The organism is Streptomyces sp. NPDC002092 (genome assembly GCF_053593775.1).
Genome location: NZ_JBSFDG010000002.1, coordinates 139,928 through 159,682, shown reverse-complemented (window position 1 = coordinate 159,682; position 19,755 = coordinate 139,928). Strand labels below are relative to the sequence as shown.

Sequence of the window (19,755 nt, the reverse complement as noted above, 5' to 3'; positions counted from 1 at the left end):
CACCGCGATCAGGACGCTCAACGTGGCAGCTTGGATCGGCATGGGGGCAGCTATGCGGACCCCTCGGCGAGCTAGGTAGTCATTGCTGGTCAGGGGGCCGTATCCGAAGTCGGCTCCCAAATGGCTCCCAAAACGGGGCCACAAAGCAAATCAGGCCCGACGCTGATCTCTCAGCACCGGGCCTGACCTGGTGTTACGGCTGTCGGGGTGGCGGGATTTGAACCCACGACCTCTTCGTCCCGAACGAAGCGCGCTGCCAAGCTGCGCTACACCCCGATGTCGTCGCTTGTGCTGCTTGTCGCGGCGACGTCGTTTACTTTAGCCCACTGGTGGCTGGAGACGAAATCCGGTTTTCGCGCGGTGGCGGACGGGGTTCGGGCGGATGTGGTCGAGGGCCACCATGAGGATGGCGAGGCCGTAGAAGGCGAGGCCGAGGAGGAGGGCGTTGCCGAGGACGCTCTTGTAGCCGTGCAGGCCGACGTCCAGGAACGGGTAGAGGTAACGGCCCGGTGTGCCGGGAATGATCAGTTCGCCCCGGCCGAGGGAGAACGCCAGGTAGGCCAGGGGGTAGAGCAGCCACGTCGGTGCCTGGCGGAGGTGGAGGCGGCCGGGGGCCGTCAGGAGCAGCCAGTCCAGCAGCGCGGCGGCGGGGACGGCCGTGTGCAGGATCTGGTTGCTGATCCACTGCAAGCCGGCCGGGGGCGTCGTGCCGCCGGTCATGGAGAACGGGGGCGAGGCCCCTTTCAGCAGCAGGTGGTACACCAGCCCCGTGATGGTGATGTACAGCAGCGTCGCACCCGTCAGCGCGGAGGGGAGCGGGCGGCGGGCCGTCCAGGCGCGGCGGGCTGCGAGCGTGAAGACCAGGGCCAGCAGGATGTTGCTCTGGATCGCGAAGTAGCTCAGGACGTGGACCGGGCTGCCGATGAGCAGGTCGATCGTCACGGCCGCCGCTGCCGCCAGGGCGACCAGCAGGCGGTACACGGCGGCGAGGGGGCGGCGCAGGGGGGTCAGCACCGCGGAGGCGGGGACGTAGGAGGGCGCGAACAGTGACCCACCGGGCAGTGCCGGGAGGTCCGGTATGTCCCTGGGTATGGGGGCGGTCATGCCCCCAAGCTAGGCAAAGGGGGCATATGACGCGATGTGGGTGGGGCGACCGGGTTACTCCCTGGGCGCCAGCGTCAGCAGAGTGGCCTCCGGCGGGCACGCGAACCGTACCGGCGTGTAGCGGTTGGTGCCGCAGCCCGCCGAGACGTGCAGATACGACGTACGGCCTTCCGCCGTGTGCCTGGACAGGCCCTTCACCCGCGCCGGGTCCAGGTCGCAGTTGGTGACCAGGGCGCCGTAGAAGGGGATGCAGAGCTGGCCGCCGTGGGTGTGGCCGGCCAGGATCAGGGGGTAGTCGTCCGCCGTGAATGCGTCCAGCACCCGCAGGTACGGGGCGTGCACGACGCCCATCGAGAAGTCCGCGTCGGCGGACGGGCCGCCGGAGACCCGCTGGTAGCGGTCGCGCTTGATGTGCGGGTCGTCCAGGCCCGTCAGCTCCAGGGTGACGCCCTCGATCTTCAGGGTGCCGCGCGTGTTCGTGAGATTCAGCCAGCCCGCCGCGTCGAAGCCGTCCCGCAGGTCCTCCCACGGGTTGTGGATCGCGCCGACCACCGGCGGGTTGCCGTTCAGGCCGTGCCGGCCCTGGACCTTCTCCAGCAGGTAGCGGGCGGGGTTGCGCGGCCTGGGGCCGTAGTAGTCGTTGGAGCCGAAGACGTACGCGCCCGGGAAGTCCATCAGGGGGCCGAGGGCGTCCAGGACCTCGGGTACGCCCTCCGGGTCGGACAGGTTGTCGCCCGTGTTGATCACGAGGTCGGGGCGCAGGCCGGCCAGCGACCGCAGCCAGCGCTGCTTCTTGCGCTGGCCGCCGACCATGTGGATGTCGGAGACCTGGAGGACTCTCAGGGGGCGCATGCCGGCGGGCAGGACGGGGACGGTCACCCGTCGCAGCCGGAAGGAGCGGGCCTCGAATCCCGCCGCGTACACCACACCGGCGGCACCGGCCGCCGCGATCCCCAGAGGTACTCCGTATCGAGCGCGCATACATCCATCGTGTCAGACCCGCAGGACCTCTTGAGCCGCGCTGCCCCTTGGCGACCCGGGCCTCACCGCCCTTTAAATGGACGGGCGTCGGACGTTGCGCACCTGCGACAATCAGATCCATGACCACCACGCTCAAGTCGAAGCTGCAGGAAGACCTCAACGCCGCGATCAAGGAGCGCAACGAGCTCCGCTCCTCGACGCTCCGGCTGACGCTCGCCGCGATCACCAAGGAGGAGGTCGCGGGCAAGGAGAAGCGCGAGCTCTCCGACGACGAGGTGCTGAAGGTGATCACCAAGGAGGCGAAGAAGCGCCGGGAGGCGGCCGATGCCTTCGCGCAGGGTGGTCGGGCCGAGAGCGCCGAGCGGGAGAAGGCGGAGGGCGAGGTGCTCGCCGAGTACCTGCCCAAGCAGCTCAGCGACGAGGAGCTGAACGACATCGTCGCCCAGGCGGTCGGCGAGGCCAGGGCCGCCGGTGCCGAGGGTCCGCGGGCGATGGGCGCCGTCATGAAGATCGTGAACCCGAAGGTCGCGGGCCTGGCCGAGGGCGGCCGGGTCGCGGCGGTGGTGAAGAAGCTGCTGGCCGGCTGAGACCCCCTGGCACGGCACGGCACGGCACGGCGAACAGAACCGCACCGAGGGCCGTTGCCCACGGTGCGGGTCTTCCTTATCGCTCAACTTCGTTGCTCGTGTGGCCCGTTCGCCGAGTGTGCGTGCTGCGGTTCAAGGGACGACAGCGTCGATGCGGTGCTACGGTCAGTCGGCAAGGCGATCCGAACTCCAGTTTGAATCGAGGCTGAACGTGATCCGATCGAAGCGCATCGTGCAGGCGTCCGTCACCGCGGCGGCCGTGATCGGCGCGACGCTGACCTTCTCGGGGACGGCGGAGGCCGCCGGCAGTTGCTCGGGAAGCCTCATCGACACGTACGACGTCACCGGAGACAACAGCCCCTACACCGGACAGTACGTCGGCCAGGTCCGGCTCTACTGGGACGGGACGTACAACTGTGCGATCTTCACCAAGTCGGGGGGACCGCTCTACGGCGTCAACACGTCCATGAGCATCAAGCTCATGGCCAGCACCAACCCGGAGCGCAGTGACATCGACAACGGGACCTACGCGTACTACGCGGGCCCGGTGAAGGTCGCCGCCGCCGGGAAGTGCGTGCGATGGGAAGGGTCGATCATCCGCAACGACCGGACCGTCGCCTACGACTCCAGCGGCTGGGACCACTGCGGCTGAACCGGACGGCCCCTGTCCCGGCGAGCCGGTGGGACAGGGGCCGTCGGCCGTTTTTGGAGCGTGGCGTCAGCCGCGTCGCCCCCCGTTCCCGTTCCCGTTGCTCGTGCCCTGGAACAGGTTGTCCGGGAAGGAGAAGGTGGGCGTCGGGAAGGTGGTGCCCCCGTTCGTGCCCCCGTCCGTGCCGCCGGTGGTCAGGCCGCCGATGAGGCCGCCGCCTGCGTTGCCGCCGTTGTCACCGTTGTGGCCGTCGTCGTTGCCCTTGCCCTTGTTGCCGTCGGGGATGTCGACGAGATTGAAGTTCTCTACGGGCTTGCCGTCCAGGGCGCCCGTCATGGCGTCCTTCCAGATCGGGCCCGGTGTGTCGGCGCCGTAGACGAGGTCGTGGTAATGGCCGCCGATGGTGATCTGCTTCATCTGGCGCTTGTGGGTCGGGTCGCCGACCCACACCGCGCCCGCCATGTTCGGCGTGAAGCCCACGAACCAGGCCGCGTAGCGGTTGTCCGTCGTACCGGTCTTACCGGCGCTCGGGCGGTCGCTGAGACCCGCCTGCTGACCCGTACCGTCCTCGACCACGCCCTTCAGAAGCGTCGTCACGGTGTCGGCGGTCTTCTGCGACATCGCGCGCGTGCAGGTCGACTTGGGCACCTGGAGCGACTTCGTCCTGTCGCCGATCCGCTGGCTGATGGACTCGATGGCGACCGGCGTGCAGTACATGCCGCGCGAGGCGAAGGTGGCGTACGCGTTCGCCATCGTCAGCGGCGACATCTCCTGGGTGCCGAGCGCGATGGAGGGTGCCTGCTGCAGCTTGCCGCCGTCCGCGCGCTCCACGCCCATCTTCTTGGCCATCTCGGTGACCGGGCAGATGCCGATGTCGCTGATCAGTTGCACGTAGTAGGTGTTGACCGACTTCGCGGTCGCCTGCTTCATGCTGTACGGGCCGTGCTCCGACTTGTTCTCGTTCGCCACCTTGCTCGGATTGTTCGGATCGTCACGCCACTGCCGGCCGTTGCAGATCGAGACCGGGCTCGGATAGTCCATCTCGTACGGCGAGGGGTACGACTGTGTCGCCGGCGTGCCGCCCTCTATGGCGGCCGCGGCCACGATCGGCTTGAACGTCGAACCGGGCTGGTAGCCGGCGCCGCCGCCCATGTCCTGGTTCACGGACAGGTCGATCTGCGTCTCGTGCTTGCCGAAGCCGTACGGGCGGGACTGGCCCATGGCGAGGATCTTGCCGGTGCCGGGCTCCACGAGGGTGGCCGCGGTGGCCACGTCGTCGGTCTTGTAGACGTGGTCCTTGATGGACGCCTGCACCGAGGTCTGGGCCTGCGGGTCGAGCGTCGTACGGATCGTCAGACCGCCCTGGTTCCAGACCTTCGCGCGGGCTTCCTTGGTCTTGCCGAACATCGGGTCGGTGAGGAACACCTCGCGCACGTAGTCGCAGAAGAAGCCGGCGCCCTTGACCGCGGTGATGCAGCCGTTCTTCGGCTGGCTCGGGTTGAGACCCAGCGGCGTCTTCTTGGCCTTGTCGGCCTCCGCCTGCGAGATGTCACCCATGTCGGCCATGCGCTGCAGGACGACGTTGCGGCGCCTGGTGGCCTCCGTCGAGTCGTTGACCGGGTCGTACCGGCTGGGCGACTGGACGATGCCGGCCAGCAGGGCGGCCTCCTGCACGTTCAGGTCCTTGGCGTGCTTGGAGAAGTAGCGCTGGGACGCGGCCTCGACGCCGTAGGCCTGCTCACCGAAGAACGTGATGTTCAGGTAGTTCTCGAGGATCTTCTTCTTGCCGAGCTCCTCCTCGAGCTGGATCGCGTACTTCAGCTCCCTTATCTTGCGGCCCATTGTCTGCTGGGTGGCCTGCGCGACCTTCGTCGGGTCGTCGCCGGCCTCCTCGATGGCGACGTTCTTCACGAGCTGCTGGGTGAGCGTGGAGGCGCCCTGGGCCACCCCGCTGCTCTGCACGTTCTTGTTCAGCGCGCGCAGGATGCCCTTGAGGTCGACCGCGCCGTGCTGGTAGAAGCGCGAGTCCTCGATCGCGACGATCGCCTTCTGCATGTAGGGGGACATGTCCTTGAGGGGGACCACCGTGCGGTCGCGCGAGTAGACCGTGGCGATCTGACCGCCGTCGGCGTCGAGGATCGTGGTGCGCTGGCTCAGGGGTGGCGTCTTGAGGTTGGCGGGCAGCTCGTCGAAACTCTCCACCGAGCCCTTGGCGGCAAGTCCGAGCGCGCCGACGGCCGGCAGCGCGATACCGGCCAGGACGGCCCCCGCGAGCACACTGACACCGAGGAACTTGGCGGCCTGCTGCGTGGGGGACAGGCCACCGCCCGAGCGCTTCTTTGGCATGAGGGCAGCCTACGTTCTCATTCGCCGGACACGCGTATATGCCTTGGCCTAAGCTGCTCTCAACTGTCACAGCAGTAGGGCCACGTATCAATACGTCCGGCGACCCCGAATCGTTCCGGAGGTTCCCCAACTTTTTTTGATGGGGGCGTGTCCGAATCCGCCTTGTGTGTCACCTGGCGCCCGTTGTGACTCAACTGAACTGTCCCGTTTCGCCGGGAAGGTCACGTATGTCACCAGCTCACTCCCCCGGGTGATCTGCCGCTTACGCATAGTCCGTTCGGGCCATTCAAGATTGGGCCCGAAGGGGGTGTTGCGCTGTGCCCACCTTCCGTAACGTCCTCAACTGGCGGCGGTGAATATGCCGCTGCCGCCGTGGGGGAGCCTCGATTCGGGAGAGGACGGCGCCGGTATGGGCTGGGTAACCGACTGGAGTGCGCAGGCCGCCTGCCGCACTACCGATCCGGATGAACTGTTCGTTCAGGGAGCAGCGCAGAACAGGGCCAAGGCGGTGTGCACCGGATGTCCGGTACGCACGGAATGCCTGGCCGACGCGCTCGACAACCGCGTCGAGTTCGGCGTGTGGGGAGGCATGACGGAGCGGGAGCGTCGCGCACTGCTGCGCAGGCGACCCACCGTCACCTCCTGGCGCCGGCTCCTTGAGACGGCTCGTCTGGAGTACGAACGCGGCGTGGGGATCCTGCCGCTCGACGACGACGAGATGTACGAGAACTACGCGGCGGTGAGCTGAGGGCACCCCTCGGCTCAGTCGACGGCAGCCTCGGGCAGCTCCGGCCGGTTGGTCGCGAGCCGGTCCCCGATGTCCCTGAGCCCTGCGAGGTCGTGCACATCGCCGGGCAGCGCGGCCACTTCGGCCACCGCCACCTCGGGGTGGAGCGCCGTGAAGCGGTCACGCGTGCGCTGCTCGCGGGAGAGCAGCTGCATACGTTCGGCGTGCAACCGGAGCAGGCCTGCGGTGAACCGCTCGACGCCCTGGGCGCCCTCGTCCTCCTGATCCGGACCGGGGGAGTGGTTCTCGGACGCGGGAGGCTCGGCGGACCCGTCAGCAGGGGATTCGGAAGCGGGGGAGCCTGAACTGCCGTACGTGTCGGGAGAGTTACGAAGTCCAGCTTTCCCGCCGTCCTGATCGACAATGCGGGGCTCCACAAGATTTTCCGCAGCGGCGAGCGCACGCTCGGCCGACAGCCGGGCGGCGCCGCTGCCATGCACCCGGTTGAGCACCAGACCGGCCAGCGGCATGTCCTCGGCGGCCAGCCGCTCCACGAAGTACGCGGCCTCCCGCAGCGCATCCCGCTCCGGGGCCGCCACCACGAGGAACGCCGTCCCGGGCGCCTGCAGCAGCCGGTACGTCGCATCCGCGCGCGTGCGGAACCCGCCGAAGGTCGTGTCCATCGCGGCGACGAACGTCTGGACGTCCTTGAGGAGTTGCCCGCCGAGGAGCTTGCCGAGGGTGCCGGTCATCATCGACATCCCGACGTTCAGGAACTTCATGCCCGCCCGCCCGCCGAGCTTCGCCGGGGCGGTGAGCAGCCGGATCAGCCGGCCGTCGAGGAACGAGCCGAGCCGCTTGGGCGCGTCCAGGAAGTCCAGCGCCGAGCGGGACGGCGGGGTGTCGACGACGATCAGGTCCCACTCGTCCCGCGCGCGCAGCTGCCCGAGCTTCTCCATCGCCATGTACTCCTGCGTGCCCGCGAAGCCCGCGGAGAGCGACTGGTAGAAGGGGTTGTTCAGGATGGCGGCGGCCCGCTCGCCGTCCGCGTGCGCCTCGACGATCTCGTCGAAGGTGCGCTTCATGTCGAGCATCATGGCGTGCAGCTCGCCGTCGCCGTCGACGCCCTTCACCCGGCGCGGGGTGTTGTCCAGCGAGTCGATGCCCATGGACTGCGCGAGCCTGCGCGCCGGGTCGATGGTCAGCACGACCACCTTGCGCCCGCGCTCGGCGGCCCTGAGGCCGAGGGCGGCCGCGGTCGTGGTCTTTCCCACCCCGCCCGAGCCGCAGCACACCACGATCCGCGTCTCGGGATCGTCGAGCAGCGGGTCGACGTCTAGCACACGCGCGGGGGTCAGGTGGTGGCGGGCGGTGTCCTGTGTGTGGGCCGGCTCCGGACTCATGACATCCCCTGCTTCTGCTTCAGCTGCTGACGGCTCGTGCTCCGCGTGCCCCGGCTCATGACAGGCCCTGCTCCCGCAGCTCGGTGGCCAGTTCGTACAGCCCCGCCAGGTCCATGCCCTCGGCGAGCAGCGGCAGTTCGTGCAGCGGCAGGCCCTGCTCGGCCAGCACCGCCCGCTGTTCGTGCTCCAGCGCATACCGCTCGGCGTACTCGTCGGCCTGCTGCAGCAGCGGGTCCACCAGCTTCTCCGCGTTCCCACCGCGGCGCGCACCGCCGAGTCCTGCCGCCGACAGCGACCTGGCAACAGAAGAACGCGGCACGCTGCGTACGAGTTCCAGATCCTCCGCGTCCAACACCTCGGGCCTCACCATGTTCACGATGATCCGGCCCACCGGCAGCCTCGCGGCGCGCAGTTCGGCGATCCCGTCCGCGGTCTCCTGGACGGGCATCTCCTCCAGCAGCGTCACCAGGTGCACAGCCGTCTCCGGCGACTTCAGCACCCGCATCACGGCTTGCGCCTGATTGTGTATCGGGCCGATCTTGGCGAGGCCCGCCACCTCGTCGTTCACGTTCAGGAAGCGGGTGATGCGGCCGGTGGGCGGCGCGTCCATGACGACGTAGTCGTACGCGAACCGCCCGGCCTTGTCCTTGCGCCGTACCGCCTCGCACGCCTTGCCGGTCAGGAGCACGTCCCTGAGGCCCGGTGCGATGGTGGTGGCGAAGTCGATCGCGCCGAGCTTCTTCAGGGCTCTGCCCGCGCCCCCGAGTTTGTAGAACATCTGGAGATAGTCCAGAAGGGCCAGTTCGGGGTCGATGGCGAGGGCATACACCTCCCCGCCCCCTGGAGCGACGGCGATCTTCCGCTCCTCGTAGGGCAGCGCTTCCGTCTCGAAGAGCTGCGCGATGCCCTGGCGCCCCTCGACCTCGACGAGAAGCGTCCGCTTCCCCTCGGTCGCGAGGGCCAGCGCGAGAGCGGCGGCGACCGTGGTCTTTCCGGTCCCGCCCTTGCCGCTGACGACCTGGAGCCTGCTCACGTCTTCGAGCCTAACCAGTCTGTGTGCCAACCACGCGACAGCCTGTGGATAACGCGACCACAGGCGGTCGGTGCGCAGCGGCTAAAGTCGGCCACATGACCAAGTGGGAATACGCAACCGTGCCACTGCTCGTCCACGCAACGAAGCAGATTCTGGACACCTGGGGCGAGGACGGCTGGGAGCTCGTCCAGGTCGTGCCCGGGCCGAACAACCCCGAGCAGCTGGTGGCCTACCTGAAGCGGGAGAAGGCATGAGCGCCGTCGAGGCGAAACTGGCCGAGCTCGGCCTGACCCTGCCCGAGGTCGTACCGCCGCTGGCCGCCTACCAGCCGGCCGTGCAGTCCGGCTCCTACGTGTACACCTCCGGACAGCTCCCGATGGTGGAGGGCAAGCTGCCCGTCACCGGCAAGGTCGGCGCGGAGGTCACGCCGGAGGAGGCCAAGGAGCTCGCCCGTATCTGCGGGCTGAACGCCCTGGCCGCCGTGAAGTCCGTCACCGGCGACCTGGACCGCATCGCGCGCGTGGTGAAGGTCGTGGGCTTCGTCGCCTCTGCCTCGGACTTCACCGGTCAGCCCGGTGTGGTCAACGGCGCGAGCGAACTGCTCGGCGAGGTCCTCGGTGACAAGGGTGTGCACGCGCGCAGTGCGGTCGGCGTGGCGGTGCTGCCGCTGGACGCACCGGTCGAGGTGGAGATCCAGGTCGAGCTCGTCCCGTAGCGGCGCTCTGACCTCGGGGACCTCTCGAACATTCGCGCACCACGGGATAGCCTCCGCCCATGGCGAATGGGCAGTGGTTTCCGCAGGACTGGCCGGAATGCATCCGCGGGCTCGCGGACGGCACGCTCACCCCGGTCGTCCCGAAGCGCGCGGCCACCGTCATGCTCCTGAAGGACACCGACCGCGGCCCCGCCGTGCACATGCTGCGCAGACGCGCCTCCATGGCCTTCGCCGGAGGCGCGTACGCATATCCGGGCGGCGGCGTCGACCCCCGTGACGACGAGCAGCACGTCCGCTGGGCGGGCCCCACGCGCGCGTGGTGGGCCGAGCGGCTCGGCGTCGACGAGCGGGAGGCCCAGGCGATCGTCTGCGCGGCCGTGCGCGAGACGTACGAGGAGGCGGGCGTCCTGCTCGCCGGGCCGTCCGCGGACTCCGTGGTCGGTGACACCACGGGTGAGGACTGGGAGGCCGACCGTGCGGCCGTGGCCGCCCGCGAGTACTCCTTCGCCGAGTTCCTCGACCGCCGCGGCCTGGTCCTGCGCTCGGATCTGCTCGGCGCCTGGACCCGCTGGATCACCCCGAAGTTCGAATCCCGGCGCTACGACACCTGGTTCTTCGTGGCCGCCCTTCCGCACGGCCAGCGCACCCGCAACGCCTCAACGGAGGCCGACCGTACGGTGTGGATCCGCCCCGGGGAGGCGGCGGCCTCGTACGACAAGGGCGAGCTGACGATGATGCCGCCCACCATCGCGACCCTGCGCCAGCTGGCCTCCTGCGCCACGGCCGCCGACGCGCTCGCGGCGGCCCCCGACCGCGACCTGACTCCCGTGCTCGCCGAGGCCCGGCTGAAGGACGGCGAGATCGTGCTGTCCTGGCCCGGTCACGACGAGTTCACGAAGCACATCCCGACCGACCGTCCTACCGACCTGTCCGCCGGTGGAGCCTCCGCATGACGGACGCAGCAGCCCTTCAGGGCCGAGCACTGCGGAGCACTGCGCAGGCCTCCGACCGACGACTCGACCGCCCGACGCCGACGGAAGAGAACACCGCATGACCGACGCAGCAGCCCTTCCCGGCCAGCCGCGGGGCGGGGTGCTCACCGGCCCCGCCACCGCCCGGGCCGTCAACGTCCTGGCGCCCAACGCCTCGGCGATGACCCTCGACGGCACGAACACCTGGATCGTCTCCGAGCCCGACTCCGAACTGGCCGTCGTCGTCGACCCCGGCCCCCTGGACGAGGGCCACCTGCGCAACGTCGTGGACACCGCAGAGAAGGCCGGCAAGCGCATCGCGCTGACCCTGCTCACCCACGGCCACCCGGACCACGCGGAGGGCGCCGTCCGCTTCGCCGGGCTGACCGGCACGAAGGTGCGGGCCCTGGACCCGGCGCTGCGGCTGGGCGACGAGGGGCTCGGCGCCGGGGACGTGGTCGCGGTCGGCGGCCTGGAACTGAGGGTCGTACCGACCCCTGGTCACACCTCGGACTCCCTCTGCTTCCATCTCCCGGCCGACCGGGCCGTCCTGACGGGCGACACCGTCCTGGGCCGCGGCACGACCGTCGTGGCGCACCCCGACGGCCGCCTGGGCGACTATCTGGACTCCCTGCGGCGGCTGAGGTCGCTGACGGTCGACGACGGCGTCCACACGGTCCTGCCGGGCCACGGCCCCGTCCTGGAGGACGCCCAGGGAGCCGTCGAGTTCTACCTGGCCCACCGCGCCCATCGCCTCGCGCAGGTCGAGACGGCGGTCGAGGACGGCTACCGCACACCGCGCGAGGTCGTCGCGCACGTGTACGCGGACGTGGACCGCTCCCTGTGGCCGGCGGCGGAACTGTCGGTGCGGGCGCAGCTGGACTATCTGGAGGAGCACGGGCTCATCTAGTCGGGGCGCCGCGCCTTGATGCCGTGCACGCGCGCGTACTCCTCGGCGAGCCAGGGCCCGAGGTCGTCGACGTACGAGCGGAGCACGGCGGGATCGCCATGGGGCTCGTACCCGAGGACGGCCGCCGCCCGCAGTTGCACGGCCCGCTCCGGGTAGTACGTGCCGAAGGCCTCGGCCATCTCCGCGAGGTCGCTGGTCCAGCCGTTCCAGCGGGGCATCACCAGTGTGAATGCGGTGCGGACGAGATGCCGGGACATGAACCGCACGAGGGGACGCCGGGCCTCGTCGGTGTCCTCGGCGGCCGCGATGCGCTGCCGCCACCGGGGCAGCAGCAGGGCGAGGTCCCCGTTGGTCTCGCGGGCGAGCAGGGAGTCGGGACGGTAGCGCGGCAGGTACTCGGCGAGGTCCTCACCGAGCAACGGCGTGCACAGACAGGCGACGAACCACCCCAGGTCGTACGTCTCCAGCTCGCTCAGCAGCCGCGCCCGGCTGTACAGCAGGATGCCGTGCCGGTCCCGTCGATCTGCGAGAACGCCTCGTCGACGGCCTCACCGAGCGCCCGGGCTGCCTCCCGGTCCGCGTCCGTGGGTTCCTCCCGGAGCGCGACCAGCAGATCCAGATCACTGCGCCCCACGCGCGCGTTGCCGCGCGGAACGGACCCGTAGAGGTACGCACTGTCCAGCCGCGCCCCGAACACCCCGAGCAGCCGGTCGCGCGCGGCGGTGACGACGGGCCAAAAGGCGTACGGCACGCGCGCGAGGGAGCCTTCGCGCGCGATGTAGCCCTGGGCGTCGAGACCTCTGGAGGTCGGGTTTTCGGACACGGGGTCACTACACCAGCCCGTCCGGCGTTCGAGGACGAGGCCGTTCAGGCCGAAGCGGGGGTCTGGGGGCGGCAGCCCCCAGGGACCGTCACCGCGAACGCTTGGCCAGCCGCTCCACGTCCAGCAGGATGACCGCCCGCGCCTCCAGCCGCAGCCACCCACGCTGCGCGAAGTCGGCCAGCGCCTTGTTGACCGTCTCGCGCGAGGCGCCGACCAGCTGGGCCAGCTCCTCCTGCGTCAGGTCGTGGACGACGTGGATGCCCTCCTCGGACTGCACGCCGAAGCGGCGCGAGAGGTCCAGCAGGGCGCGGGCGACGCGGCCGGGGACGTCGGAGAAGACCAGGTCGGACATCGCGTCGTTGGTCTTGCGCAGTCGGCGGGCGACGGCGCGCAGCAGGGCGCCGGCCACCTCGGGGCGAGCGCTCAGCCAGGGCTGCAGATCACCGTGGCCGAGACCGAGGAGCTTGACCTCCGTCAGGGCGGTGGCCGTGGCGGTGCGCGGGCCCGGGTCGAAGAGCGACAGCTCGCCGATCAGCTCGCTGGGGCCGACGACGGCGAGCATGTTCTCGCGGCCGTCGGGGGAGGTGCGGTGGAGCTTCACCTTGCCCTCGGTGACGACGTAAAGCCGGTCACCGGGGTCGCCCTCGTGGAAGAGCGAGTCACCGCGCGCGAGGGTGACCTCACTCATGGAGGCGCGGAGCTCCGCGGCCTGCTCGTCGTCGAGCGCCGCGAAGAGCGGGTTCCGCCGCAGAACGTCGTCCACGAGTTCTCTCCTTGTCGACCTGCTCAGGGGATCTTGCTCCCCCTTGGTACCAGGGGACCGTGTTCCCCATTTTGCCGGACGGTCCAAACAGTGTGATCTGTCACAAGGATGCCGCACACCTGTCCCGAGGTAAGCGGCAGGGGTCCAATTGGGGGCCGATCTCCCGGGTCCGGGGCGGATGTCAGTGCCGGGCTTTAGGCTGGCCGGGTGTCCAAATCGCCGGTGAGAGCACAGGCCAAGGGGGCTGGGCGGGTGGTTGTACGTCGTGATTCCGCTGTGGGCGAACAGAACTCCGGTGGCGGAAAGAAACCGGCAAAAGTGACAAAAAGCGCTCCGGTGAAGAAGGCTGCCGCAGCGAAGAAGGTTGCAGCGAAGAAGACCGTGGCGAAAAAGGCCGCCGTGAAAAAGACGGCGGCCGTCAAGAAAGCCGCCGTCGTGCCCAAGAAGGCGTCCGCCGCGGTCGAGGGCGCCCCTCCCGCGAAGGCCACCGCCAGGCCGCCGAAGAACGAGTCGCGCACCGCCCTCGTTCGGCGTGCCCGCCGTATCGACCGCGAGCTCGCCGAGGTGTATCCGTACGCCCACCCCGAGCTGGACTTCGAGAACCCCTTCCAGCTCCTGGTCGCCACCGTCCTGTCCGCCCAGACCACGGACCTCCGGGTCAACCAGACGACGCCCGGGCTGTTCGCCAAGTACCCGACGCCGGAGGACCTGGCCGCCGCGAACCCCGAGGAGGTCGAGGAGATCCTCCGCCCGACCGGCTTCTTCCGGGCCAAGACCAAGTCGGTCATGGGGTTGTCGAAGGCGCTGGTGGAGCAGTTCGGCGGGGAGGTCCCCGGCCGTCTGGAAGACCTGGTCAAGCTGCCCGGGGTCGGCCGCAAGACCGCCTTCGTCGTGCTCGGGAACGCCTTCGGGCGGCCCGGCATCACCGTGGACACGCACTTCCAGCGGCTGGTGCGGCGCTGGCAGTGGACGGACGAGACCGAGCCGGACAAGATCGAGGCCGCCGTCGGCGGACTCTTCCCCAAGAGCGACTGGACGATGCTCTCGCACCACGTGATCTTCCACGGCCGGCGCATCTGCCACGCTCGCAAGCCCGCCTGCGGCGCCTGCCCCATCGCCCCGCTCTGCCCGGCGTACGGCGAGGGCGAGACGGACCCGGAGAAGGCGAAGAAGCTGCTCAAGTACGAGAAGGGCGGCTTCCCCGGCCAGCGCCTCAAGCCCCCGCAGTCGTACCTGGACGCGGGCGGCAAGCCGGCGCCGCCGCTGGGGGCCGGATGACGGGCGGCACGGCAGAGCCCCGGGTCCAGGAACGATCTCGGGCCTTCCGGGCGTTGGATTCGGCAGGACGGGGGTGGCGATGACGCGCGCGAGTAATACGAGCAATACGCAGGGTGGTCCGGTGGTCCTCAGCAAGGAGGGGCTGCCCGAGTGGCTGGACCCGGTGGTGCGGGCCGTGGAGACGGTGCAGCCGCTGCAGCTCAGCCGCTTCCTGCCGCCGGAGAACGGGGCGGGGCGGCAGTCCGCCGTACTGATCCTGTTCGGCGAGGGAGAGCGCGGCCCAGAGCTGCTGCTGATGGAGCGGGCGAGTTCGCTCCGGTCGCACGCCGGGCAGCCGTCCTTCCCCGGCGGCGCCCTCGACCCCGAGGACGGCGACCCGAAGGCCGACGGGCCGCTGCGGGCCGCTCTCCGCGAGGCCGAGGAGGAGACCGGGCTCGATCCCTCCGGCGTGCAGCTCTTCGGGGTGCTGCCCAGGCTGTACATCCCGGTCAGCGGCTTCGTGGTGACCCCCGTGATGGGCTGGTGGCGCGAGCCGAGCCCGGTCGGGGTCGTGGATCCGAACGAGACGGCCCGGGTGTTCACCGTCCCCGTGGCGGATCTCACGGACCCGGCCAACCGGGCCACCACCGTGCACCCCAGCGGTCACCGAGGTCCGGCATTTCTGGTCGAATCGGCCCTGGTCTGGGGCTTCACGGCCGGAATCATCGACCGTCTGTTCCACTACGCGGGCTGGGAGCGGCCCTGGGACCGGGAGAAGCAGGTCCCGCTCGACTGGCGGTCATGACAGGGTGTCTGCCGTGCTGTGTCTTCCCGGGGGACACTGTGCTCGGTCGCCGCTGCGCGGCGGGCCGGCCCCCGGCCGACCTGAGGTGACCGCAGAGTGATGAGGCGAGGCTCGAACCGGTGAACGTGCTGGACATCCTGTTGCTGGTCGCCGCCGTGTGGTTCGCGATCGTGGGTTACCGCCAGGGGTTCGTCGTCGGAATCCTGTCGGTGATCGGCTTCCTGGGCGGTGGTCTCGTCGCCGTCTACGTCCTGCCCGTCATCTGGGACGCACTGACCGACAACGCCGAGGTGAGCACGACGGCCGCCGTCGTCGCGGTCGTCGTCGTCATCGTCTGCGCCTCCGTCGGCCAGGCCCTGACCACCCATCTCGGCAACAAGCTGCGCCGCCACATCACCTGGTCCCCGGCCCGCGCCCTGGACGCGACCGGCGGCGCCCTGGTCAACGTCGTGGCGATGCTCCTGGTGGCCTGGCTGATCGGCTCGGCCCTGGCCGGTACGACGCTGCCGACCCTCGGCAAGGAGGTCCGCGGCTCCAAGGTGCTCCTCGGTGTCGCCCGGGCCCTGCCCGACCAGGCCGACACCTGGTTCGCGGATTTCTCCTCGGTCCTCGCGCAGAACGGCTTCCCGCAGGTCTTCAGCCCGTTCTCGAACGAGCCGATCAACGATGTCCGTCCCCCCGACCCGGCCCTCGCGAACAGCCCCGTGGTCACGCGCGCGAAGCGCTCCATCGTCAAGGTCATGGGCACCGCGCAGAGCTGCGGCAAGGTCCTGGAGGGCAGCGGCTTCGTCTTCGGCGACCGCCGCGTCATGACCAACGCGCACGTGGTCGGAGGCGTCGACGAGCCCACCGTCCAGATAGGCGGCGAGGGCAGGAAGTACGACGCGACGGTCGTCCTCTACGACTGGCACCGCGACATCGCCGTACTGGACGTACCCGATCTCAAGGCGCCCGCCCTGAAGTTCACGACCACGGACGCCCGCAGCGGCGACGACGCGATCATCGCGGGCTTCCCGGAGAACGGGTCGTACGACGTCCGGGCCGCACGCGTGCGTGGCCGCCTCCCGGCCAACGGCCCGGACATCTATCACCGCGGTACCGTCCGCCGGGACGTCTACTCGCTGTACACGACCGTCCGCCAGGGCAACTCCGGCGGCCCGCTGCTCACGCCCAAGGGCAATGTGTACGGCGTGGTGTTCGCGAAGTCCCTCGACGACGCCGACACGGGGTACGCCCTCACCGCGGACGAGATCCAGGAGGACATCACCAAGGGGCGTACCGCGAACCAGCAGGTGGACAGCGACAGCTGCGCGCTGTGAGCCGCCGTTGCGCAGAAGTGGGGCCGGTCAGCCCCGGGGATGGCGCAGGCGTACCGAGACCCAGCGGGCCCGGCGGCGCAGAATGCGCGGAATGCCCACCCTGAGATCTGTACCCGCCATCTGCGGTGCACCGCCTCGCTGGTGGGAGCTCAGGCCACTGGCCGAGCGGCGATTGCGTGCTGCGTCACTGTAGTCGTGCGTCCAGCCCATACCCCGACGTCTGCCCCCACCCCAAGGTCGATAACCGCCCCCCGAGCCCCCAATTGGCCTATGCGCCGGGCAATTGGCTGTTCGTAGGACACATGTTCAGGTCCGGATACCGGGCGCATCGGCTCGGTCACCGATCGGGCTCGGGGTCTTTCGGCCAATTGACCGGTTCTGCACAGAAAGTGCGCGTCTCACCGGTCCGGTTCGGGGTCCTTGAGCCAGTTGACCAACTCGGTCGAGAAGGCGACCGGATCCTCTTCGTGCGGGAAGTGCCCAAGCCCGTCGAACAGCCGCCAGCGGTACGGCGCTTCGACGTACTCGCCGGATCCGGCCGCGCTGCGGGTGCGCATCACCGGGTCGAGTGAGCCGTGCAGATGGAGGGTCGGCACCCGCAGGGGGCGCTTCATACGGCGGTTGAACTGGATGCCGTCCGGGCGGGCCATGGAGCGGACCATCCAGCGGTACGGCTCGACCGAGCAGTGCGCCGTCGACGGGATGCACATCGCGAGGCGGTACGTCTCCACCGCCTCCTCGTCCGGCAGGTTCGGCCCGGACCACTCCCGGATCAGCTCGGCGACGAGTGCGCCGTCGTCCGCGGTGAGCTGCCGCTCGGGGATCCAGGGGCGCTGGAACCCCCAGATGTAGGAGCCCGCGCGGGTCTGCTTGACGTCCGAGAGCATCGCGGAGCGCCAGCGCCGGGGGTGCGGCATCGAGGCGACCGCGAGCCGGCGGACCAGCTTCGGGCGCATCACGGCCGCCGTCCACGCCAGATATCCGCCCAGGTCGTGGCCGACCAGCGCGGCGTCCGGCTCGCCCAGGGAGCGGATCACGCCGGTGATGTCGAGGGCGAGGTTCGCGGGGTCGTAGCCGCGCGGCGTGCGGTCGCTGCCGCCGACACCGCGCAGATCCATGGCGACGGCCCTGAAGCCCGCGTCGGCCAGCGCGGTCAGCTGGTGCCGCCAGGTCCACCAGAACTGCGGGAAGCCGTGCAGCAGCAGTACCAGCGGCCCGTCGCCGGCCTCGGCGATGTGGAAGCGGGCGCCGTTGGCGGCCACGTCCCGATGGGTCACCTTCGTCCCGTCGGGCAGGGCGTCCGGCCGTACGACCGAGGTGGGTTGCGCCGAAGGTGATTGCCCCGCGGAGGGGGAGGAGCCCGTCATGAGGACGAGCGTGCCACAGCCTCGATGGCCGCGGGGGCCCGGTCCTCGAGCGCCGGGGTCTGAGGCTGCTCCGGCCGCGGGTGCGGCTTGGCCTTCTGCAGGATCCCCGCCGTCTCCTTCATCGACGCCGCGACCTTCTGCGGGCCCTTGCCCTTCTTCGCCTTCTTCGCGAAGAGCACGCCGATCAGCACGAGGACGACCGCGACCAGCACGTTCGCCGCGAAGGACAGCAGGAAGCAGATTGCCAGGTTCCAGTCGCTCCAGGTCCGGATGCCGTACGCCAGCGCGAAGTTGAGCATCGGCAGGGAGAACACCAGCACCGCGCCGGCCACCGTGAAGGCGCCGCCGCTCGTCGCGCCGCGCTTGACGTCCTGCTTGAGCTGCGCCTTGGCCAGCGCGATCTCGTCATGCACCAGCGCCGACATCTCGGTCGTCGCGGAGGCGAACAGCTGGCCGATGCTGCGTTCGGCGCCGACCGGGCTGCCGTCGGGTGCGCTCATCGCGGTCTCCCTCACTCTCTTTTTGTACCGTCTCGTCAGATCATGCCGGACGGTCGTCATCGTCGCCTGCCCTGCCCGGCACTTCGGCAAGCGCGCGTCGTTCGGCGGCCTTCCGTTCGGCGGTCCGGCGGTGCTCGGCGGCCTTGTTCTCGTAGATCGCGGCCATCCGCAGGTGGTACGCCGGGTCGTCCTCCTCGTAGATGTCCGGGATGCCGTCGAGGTCCTCGTCGCGCTCCTCGGCCTCGCACAGCTTGCGGTACTTGGTGTTCCGTATCTTCAGCAGCACCGTCGCCAGTCCTGCCGCGATGAGGGAGCCCGTCAGCACGGCGGCCTTGACCTCGTCCGTCAGTACGGCGTCCCCGTCGAAGGCGAGTTCGCCGATCAGCAGCGACACGGTGAAGCCGATGCCGGCCAGCGTCGCCACCGCGAACACATCGGCCCAGGCGAGGTCCTCGCTGAGCGAGGCCCGGGTGAAACGGGCCGTCAGCCAGGTACCGCCGAAGATCCCGAGGGCCTTGCCGACGACGAGCCCGAGGACGACACCCAGCGTCTCCGGCCTGGTGAACACGTCGCCGAGCGCACCGCCCGAGATGGCGACACCCGCGCTGAACAGGGCGAAGAGCGGGACGGCGAGGCCGGCCGACAGCGGCCGTACGAGATGCTCGATGTGCTCGCCCGGCGAGTGCGCCTCGCCCTCGTGGCGGTGGCAGCGCAGCATCAGGCCCATCGCCACGCCCGCGATCGTCGCGTGGACGCCGCTGTTGTACATCAGCGCCCAGATGACGAGCGCGAGCGGGACATACACGTACCACCCGCGCACACCCTTCTTCAGCAGTAGCCAGAAGACGGCGAGGCCCACCACGGCGCCGCCCAGCGCGGCGAAGTCGATGGTGCTCGTGAAGAAGACCGCGATGATCAGGATCGCGAAGAGGTCGTCCACGACCGCGAGGGTGAGCAGGAAGGCGCGCAGGGCGCTCGGCAGCGACGTACCGATGACGGCGAGCACCGCCAGCGCGAACGCGATGTCGGTTGCGGTGGGCACCGCCCAGCCCTGGAGCGAGCCGCCGCCGCTCAGGTTGGTGAGGGTGTAGACGAGCGCCGGTACGGCCATCCCGCACAGGGCCGCGACGACCGGCAGCGCGGCCGCCCTGGGGTCGCGGAGATCACCGGCGACCAACTCGCGCTTGAGCTCGATGCCGGCGACGAAGAAGAACACCGCGAGAAGCCCGTCAGCGGCCCAGTGCGCGACCGACAGATGCAGGCCGAGGGCCGCGGGGCCGAAGTGGAAGTGGCTGACGCTCTCGTAACTGTCGTGCAGCGCGGGGATGTTCGCCCAGATCAGCGCCGTGATCGCGGCTATGAGCAGCAGTACGCCGCCGACGGTCTCGGTGCGCAGCGCGTCCGCGACGAAGGTCCGCTCGGGCAGGGACAGACGTCCGAGGACCTTGCGGGGGGCGGTGGTGCGGGGCGCGGTCACGGGGGAGACCTCCGGTCG

General features: G+C 69.9%; 20 protein-coding genes, 1 tRNA gene and 1 pseudogene. 10 read left to right on the top strand and 12 right to left on the bottom strand.

The features are described 5' to 3' along the window. Nucleotides 1-202 precede the first annotated feature (202 nt). From ACWCRD_RS04640 to ACWCRD_RS04630, 3 genes are all read right to left on the bottom strand, one after another. Nucleotides 203-276: transfer RNA gene (locus tag ACWCRD_RS04640), tRNA-Pro, on the bottom strand. A 42-nt stretch (nt 277-318) separates the two neighbouring features. Then, a complete protein-coding gene (locus tag ACWCRD_RS04635) occupies nt 319-1,104 on the bottom strand; it encodes a Pr6Pr family membrane protein (RefSeq protein ID WP_450964496.1) in 786 nt (261 codons plus the stop codon). A 54-nt stretch (nt 1,105-1,158) separates the two neighbouring features. After that, entirely contained in the window at nt 1,159-2,085 is a 927-nt protein-coding gene (locus tag ACWCRD_RS04630; protein WP_450964495.1) for a metallophosphoesterase, read from the bottom strand. A gap of 119 nt (nt 2,086-2,204) precedes the next feature. Between ACWCRD_RS04630 and ACWCRD_RS04625 the strand changes: the two genes are divergently transcribed. Both ACWCRD_RS04625 and ACWCRD_RS04620 read left to right on the top strand, forming a co-directional pair. Further along, a complete protein-coding gene (locus tag ACWCRD_RS04625; RefSeq protein ID WP_115906774.1) occupies nt 2,205-2,672 on the top strand; it encodes a GatB/YqeY domain-containing protein in 468 nt (155 codons plus the stop codon). A gap of 211 nt (nt 2,673-2,883) precedes the next feature. Further along, nucleotides 2,884-3,324 (top strand): hypothetical protein, encoded by a 441-nt coding sequence (locus tag ACWCRD_RS04620; RefSeq protein WP_450964494.1) that lies wholly within the window; start codon nt 2,884-2,886, stop codon nt 3,322-3,324. A gap of 66 nt (nt 3,325-3,390) precedes the next feature. Here the strand turns inward: ACWCRD_RS04620 and ACWCRD_RS04615 are convergent, their stop codons facing one another. Next, entirely contained in the window at nt 3,391-5,667 is a 2,277-nt protein-coding gene (locus ACWCRD_RS04615) for a transglycosylase domain-containing protein (RefSeq protein ID WP_450964493.1), read from the bottom strand. A 409-nt stretch (nt 5,668-6,076) separates the two neighbouring features. Between ACWCRD_RS04615 and wblA the strand changes: the two genes are divergently transcribed. Next, entirely contained in the window at nt 6,077-6,415 is a 339-nt protein-coding gene (gene wblA, locus ACWCRD_RS04610; protein WP_030942372.1) for a transcriptional regulator WblA, read from the top strand. A gap of 14 nt (nt 6,416-6,429) precedes the next feature. Here wblA and ACWCRD_RS04605 read toward each other — a convergent pair whose 3' ends face one another. After that, nucleotides 6,430-7,797 carry an ArsA family ATPase gene (locus ACWCRD_RS04605; protein ID WP_450964492.1) on the bottom strand — a complete coding sequence of 456 codons (1,368 nt, stop codon included), beginning with the start codon at nt 7,795-7,797 and terminating at the stop codon, nt 6,430-6,432. 55 nt (nt 7,798-7,852) lie between these two features. Next, nucleotides 7,853-8,830, bottom strand: a complete 978-nt coding sequence (locus tag ACWCRD_RS04600) for an ArsA family ATPase (RefSeq protein ID WP_450964491.1) — start codon at nt 8,828-8,830, stop codon at nt 7,853-7,855. A gap of 95 nt (nt 8,831-8,925) precedes the next feature. On the opposite strand from ACWCRD_RS04600, the gene ACWCRD_RS04595 reads away from it, so the two are divergent. The 4 genes from ACWCRD_RS04595 to ACWCRD_RS04580 all read left to right on the top strand — a co-directional run bounded on the left by ACWCRD_RS04595 (nt 8,926) and on the right by ACWCRD_RS04580 (nt 11,426). Then, nucleotides 8,926-9,084 (top strand): DUF4177 domain-containing protein, encoded by a 159-nt coding sequence (locus tag ACWCRD_RS04595; RefSeq protein WP_003967454.1) that lies wholly within the window; start codon nt 8,926-8,928, stop codon nt 9,082-9,084. Continuing rightward, the gene (locus ACWCRD_RS04590) at nt 9,081-9,545 is read left to right on the top strand and encodes an Atu1372/SO_1960 family protein (protein WP_115906770.1); all 465 of its coding nucleotides are present in this window, start codon (nt 9,081-9,083) and stop codon (nt 9,543-9,545) included. Before ACWCRD_RS04595 ends, ACWCRD_RS04590 begins: the two co-directional genes overlap by 4 nt. 59 nt (nt 9,546-9,604) lie before the next feature. Continuing rightward, nucleotides 9,605-10,498 (top strand): NUDIX hydrolase, encoded by an 894-nt coding sequence (locus tag ACWCRD_RS04585; protein ID WP_450964490.1) that lies wholly within the window; start codon nt 9,605-9,607, stop codon nt 10,496-10,498. Nucleotides 10,499-10,595: 97 nt separating this feature from the next. Further along, a complete protein-coding gene (locus ACWCRD_RS04580; protein ID WP_450964489.1) occupies nt 10,596-11,426 on the top strand; it encodes an MBL fold metallo-hydrolase in 831 nt (276 codons plus the stop codon). Here the strand turns inward: ACWCRD_RS04580 and ACWCRD_RS04575 are convergent. Together ACWCRD_RS04575 and ACWCRD_RS04570 are read right to left on the bottom strand one after the other, a co-directional pair. Further along, nucleotides 11,423-12,177 (bottom strand): annotated as a pseudogene (locus tag ACWCRD_RS04575) (nucleotidyltransferase domain-containing protein). The gene ACWCRD_RS04580 and the pseudogene ACWCRD_RS04575 sit on opposite strands and share 4 nt — an antisense overlap. Before the next feature lie 160 nt (nt 12,178-12,337). Continuing rightward, on the bottom strand, nt 12,338-13,012 hold the full coding sequence (locus ACWCRD_RS04570; RefSeq protein WP_115906767.1) for a Crp/Fnr family transcriptional regulator: 675 nt from the start codon (nt 13,010-13,012) through the stop codon (nt 12,338-12,340). A 336-nt stretch (nt 13,013-13,348) separates the two neighbouring features. Here ACWCRD_RS04570 and nth point away from each other — a divergent pair, with 336 nt between their 5' ends. The 3 genes from nth (at nt 13,349) to ACWCRD_RS04555 (ending at nt 16,393) form a co-directional block, all read left to right on the top strand. Beyond that, complete coding sequence (nth, locus tag ACWCRD_RS04565) at nt 13,349-14,290, top strand: endonuclease III (RefSeq protein WP_450964488.1); 942 nt, start codon at nt 13,349-13,351, stop codon at nt 14,288-14,290. 79 nt (nt 14,291-14,369) lie between these two features. Further along, nucleotides 14,370-15,074 (top strand): NUDIX hydrolase, encoded by a 705-nt coding sequence (locus ACWCRD_RS04560; protein ID WP_450964487.1) that lies wholly within the window; start codon nt 14,370-14,372, stop codon nt 15,072-15,074. A 119-nt stretch (nt 15,075-15,193) separates the two neighbouring features. Continuing rightward, entirely contained in the window at nt 15,194-16,393 is a 1,200-nt protein-coding gene (locus ACWCRD_RS04555; RefSeq protein WP_450964486.1) for a MarP family serine protease, read from the top strand. Nucleotides 16,394-16,420: 27 nt separating this feature from the next. Here ACWCRD_RS04555 and ACWCRD_RS04550 read toward each other — a convergent pair whose 3' ends face one another. The 4 genes from ACWCRD_RS04550 to nhaA form a co-directional block, all read right to left on the bottom strand. Continuing rightward, nucleotides 16,421-16,603: a hypothetical protein gene (locus tag ACWCRD_RS04550; protein ID WP_078912721.1), complete on the bottom strand. Its 183-nt coding sequence runs from the start codon at nt 16,601-16,603 to the stop codon at nt 16,421-16,423. 188 nt (nt 16,604-16,791) lie between these two features. Further along, complete coding sequence (locus ACWCRD_RS04545; RefSeq protein ID WP_450964485.1) at nt 16,792-17,760, bottom strand: alpha/beta fold hydrolase; 969 nt, start codon at nt 17,758-17,760, stop codon at nt 16,792-16,794. Further along, nucleotides 17,757-18,260 carry a phage holin family protein gene (locus tag ACWCRD_RS04540; RefSeq protein WP_450964484.1) on the bottom strand — a complete coding sequence of 168 codons (504 nt, stop codon included), beginning with the start codon at nt 18,258-18,260 and terminating at the stop codon, nt 17,757-17,759. Before ACWCRD_RS04540 ends, ACWCRD_RS04545 begins: the two co-directional genes overlap by 4 nt. A 40-nt stretch (nt 18,261-18,300) precedes the next feature. Next, a complete protein-coding gene (gene nhaA / locus ACWCRD_RS04535) occupies nt 18,301-19,737 on the bottom strand; it encodes a Na+/H+ antiporter NhaA (RefSeq protein ID WP_450964938.1) in 1,437 nt (478 codons plus the stop codon). Between the last annotated feature and the right edge of the window lie 18 nt (nt 19,738-19,755).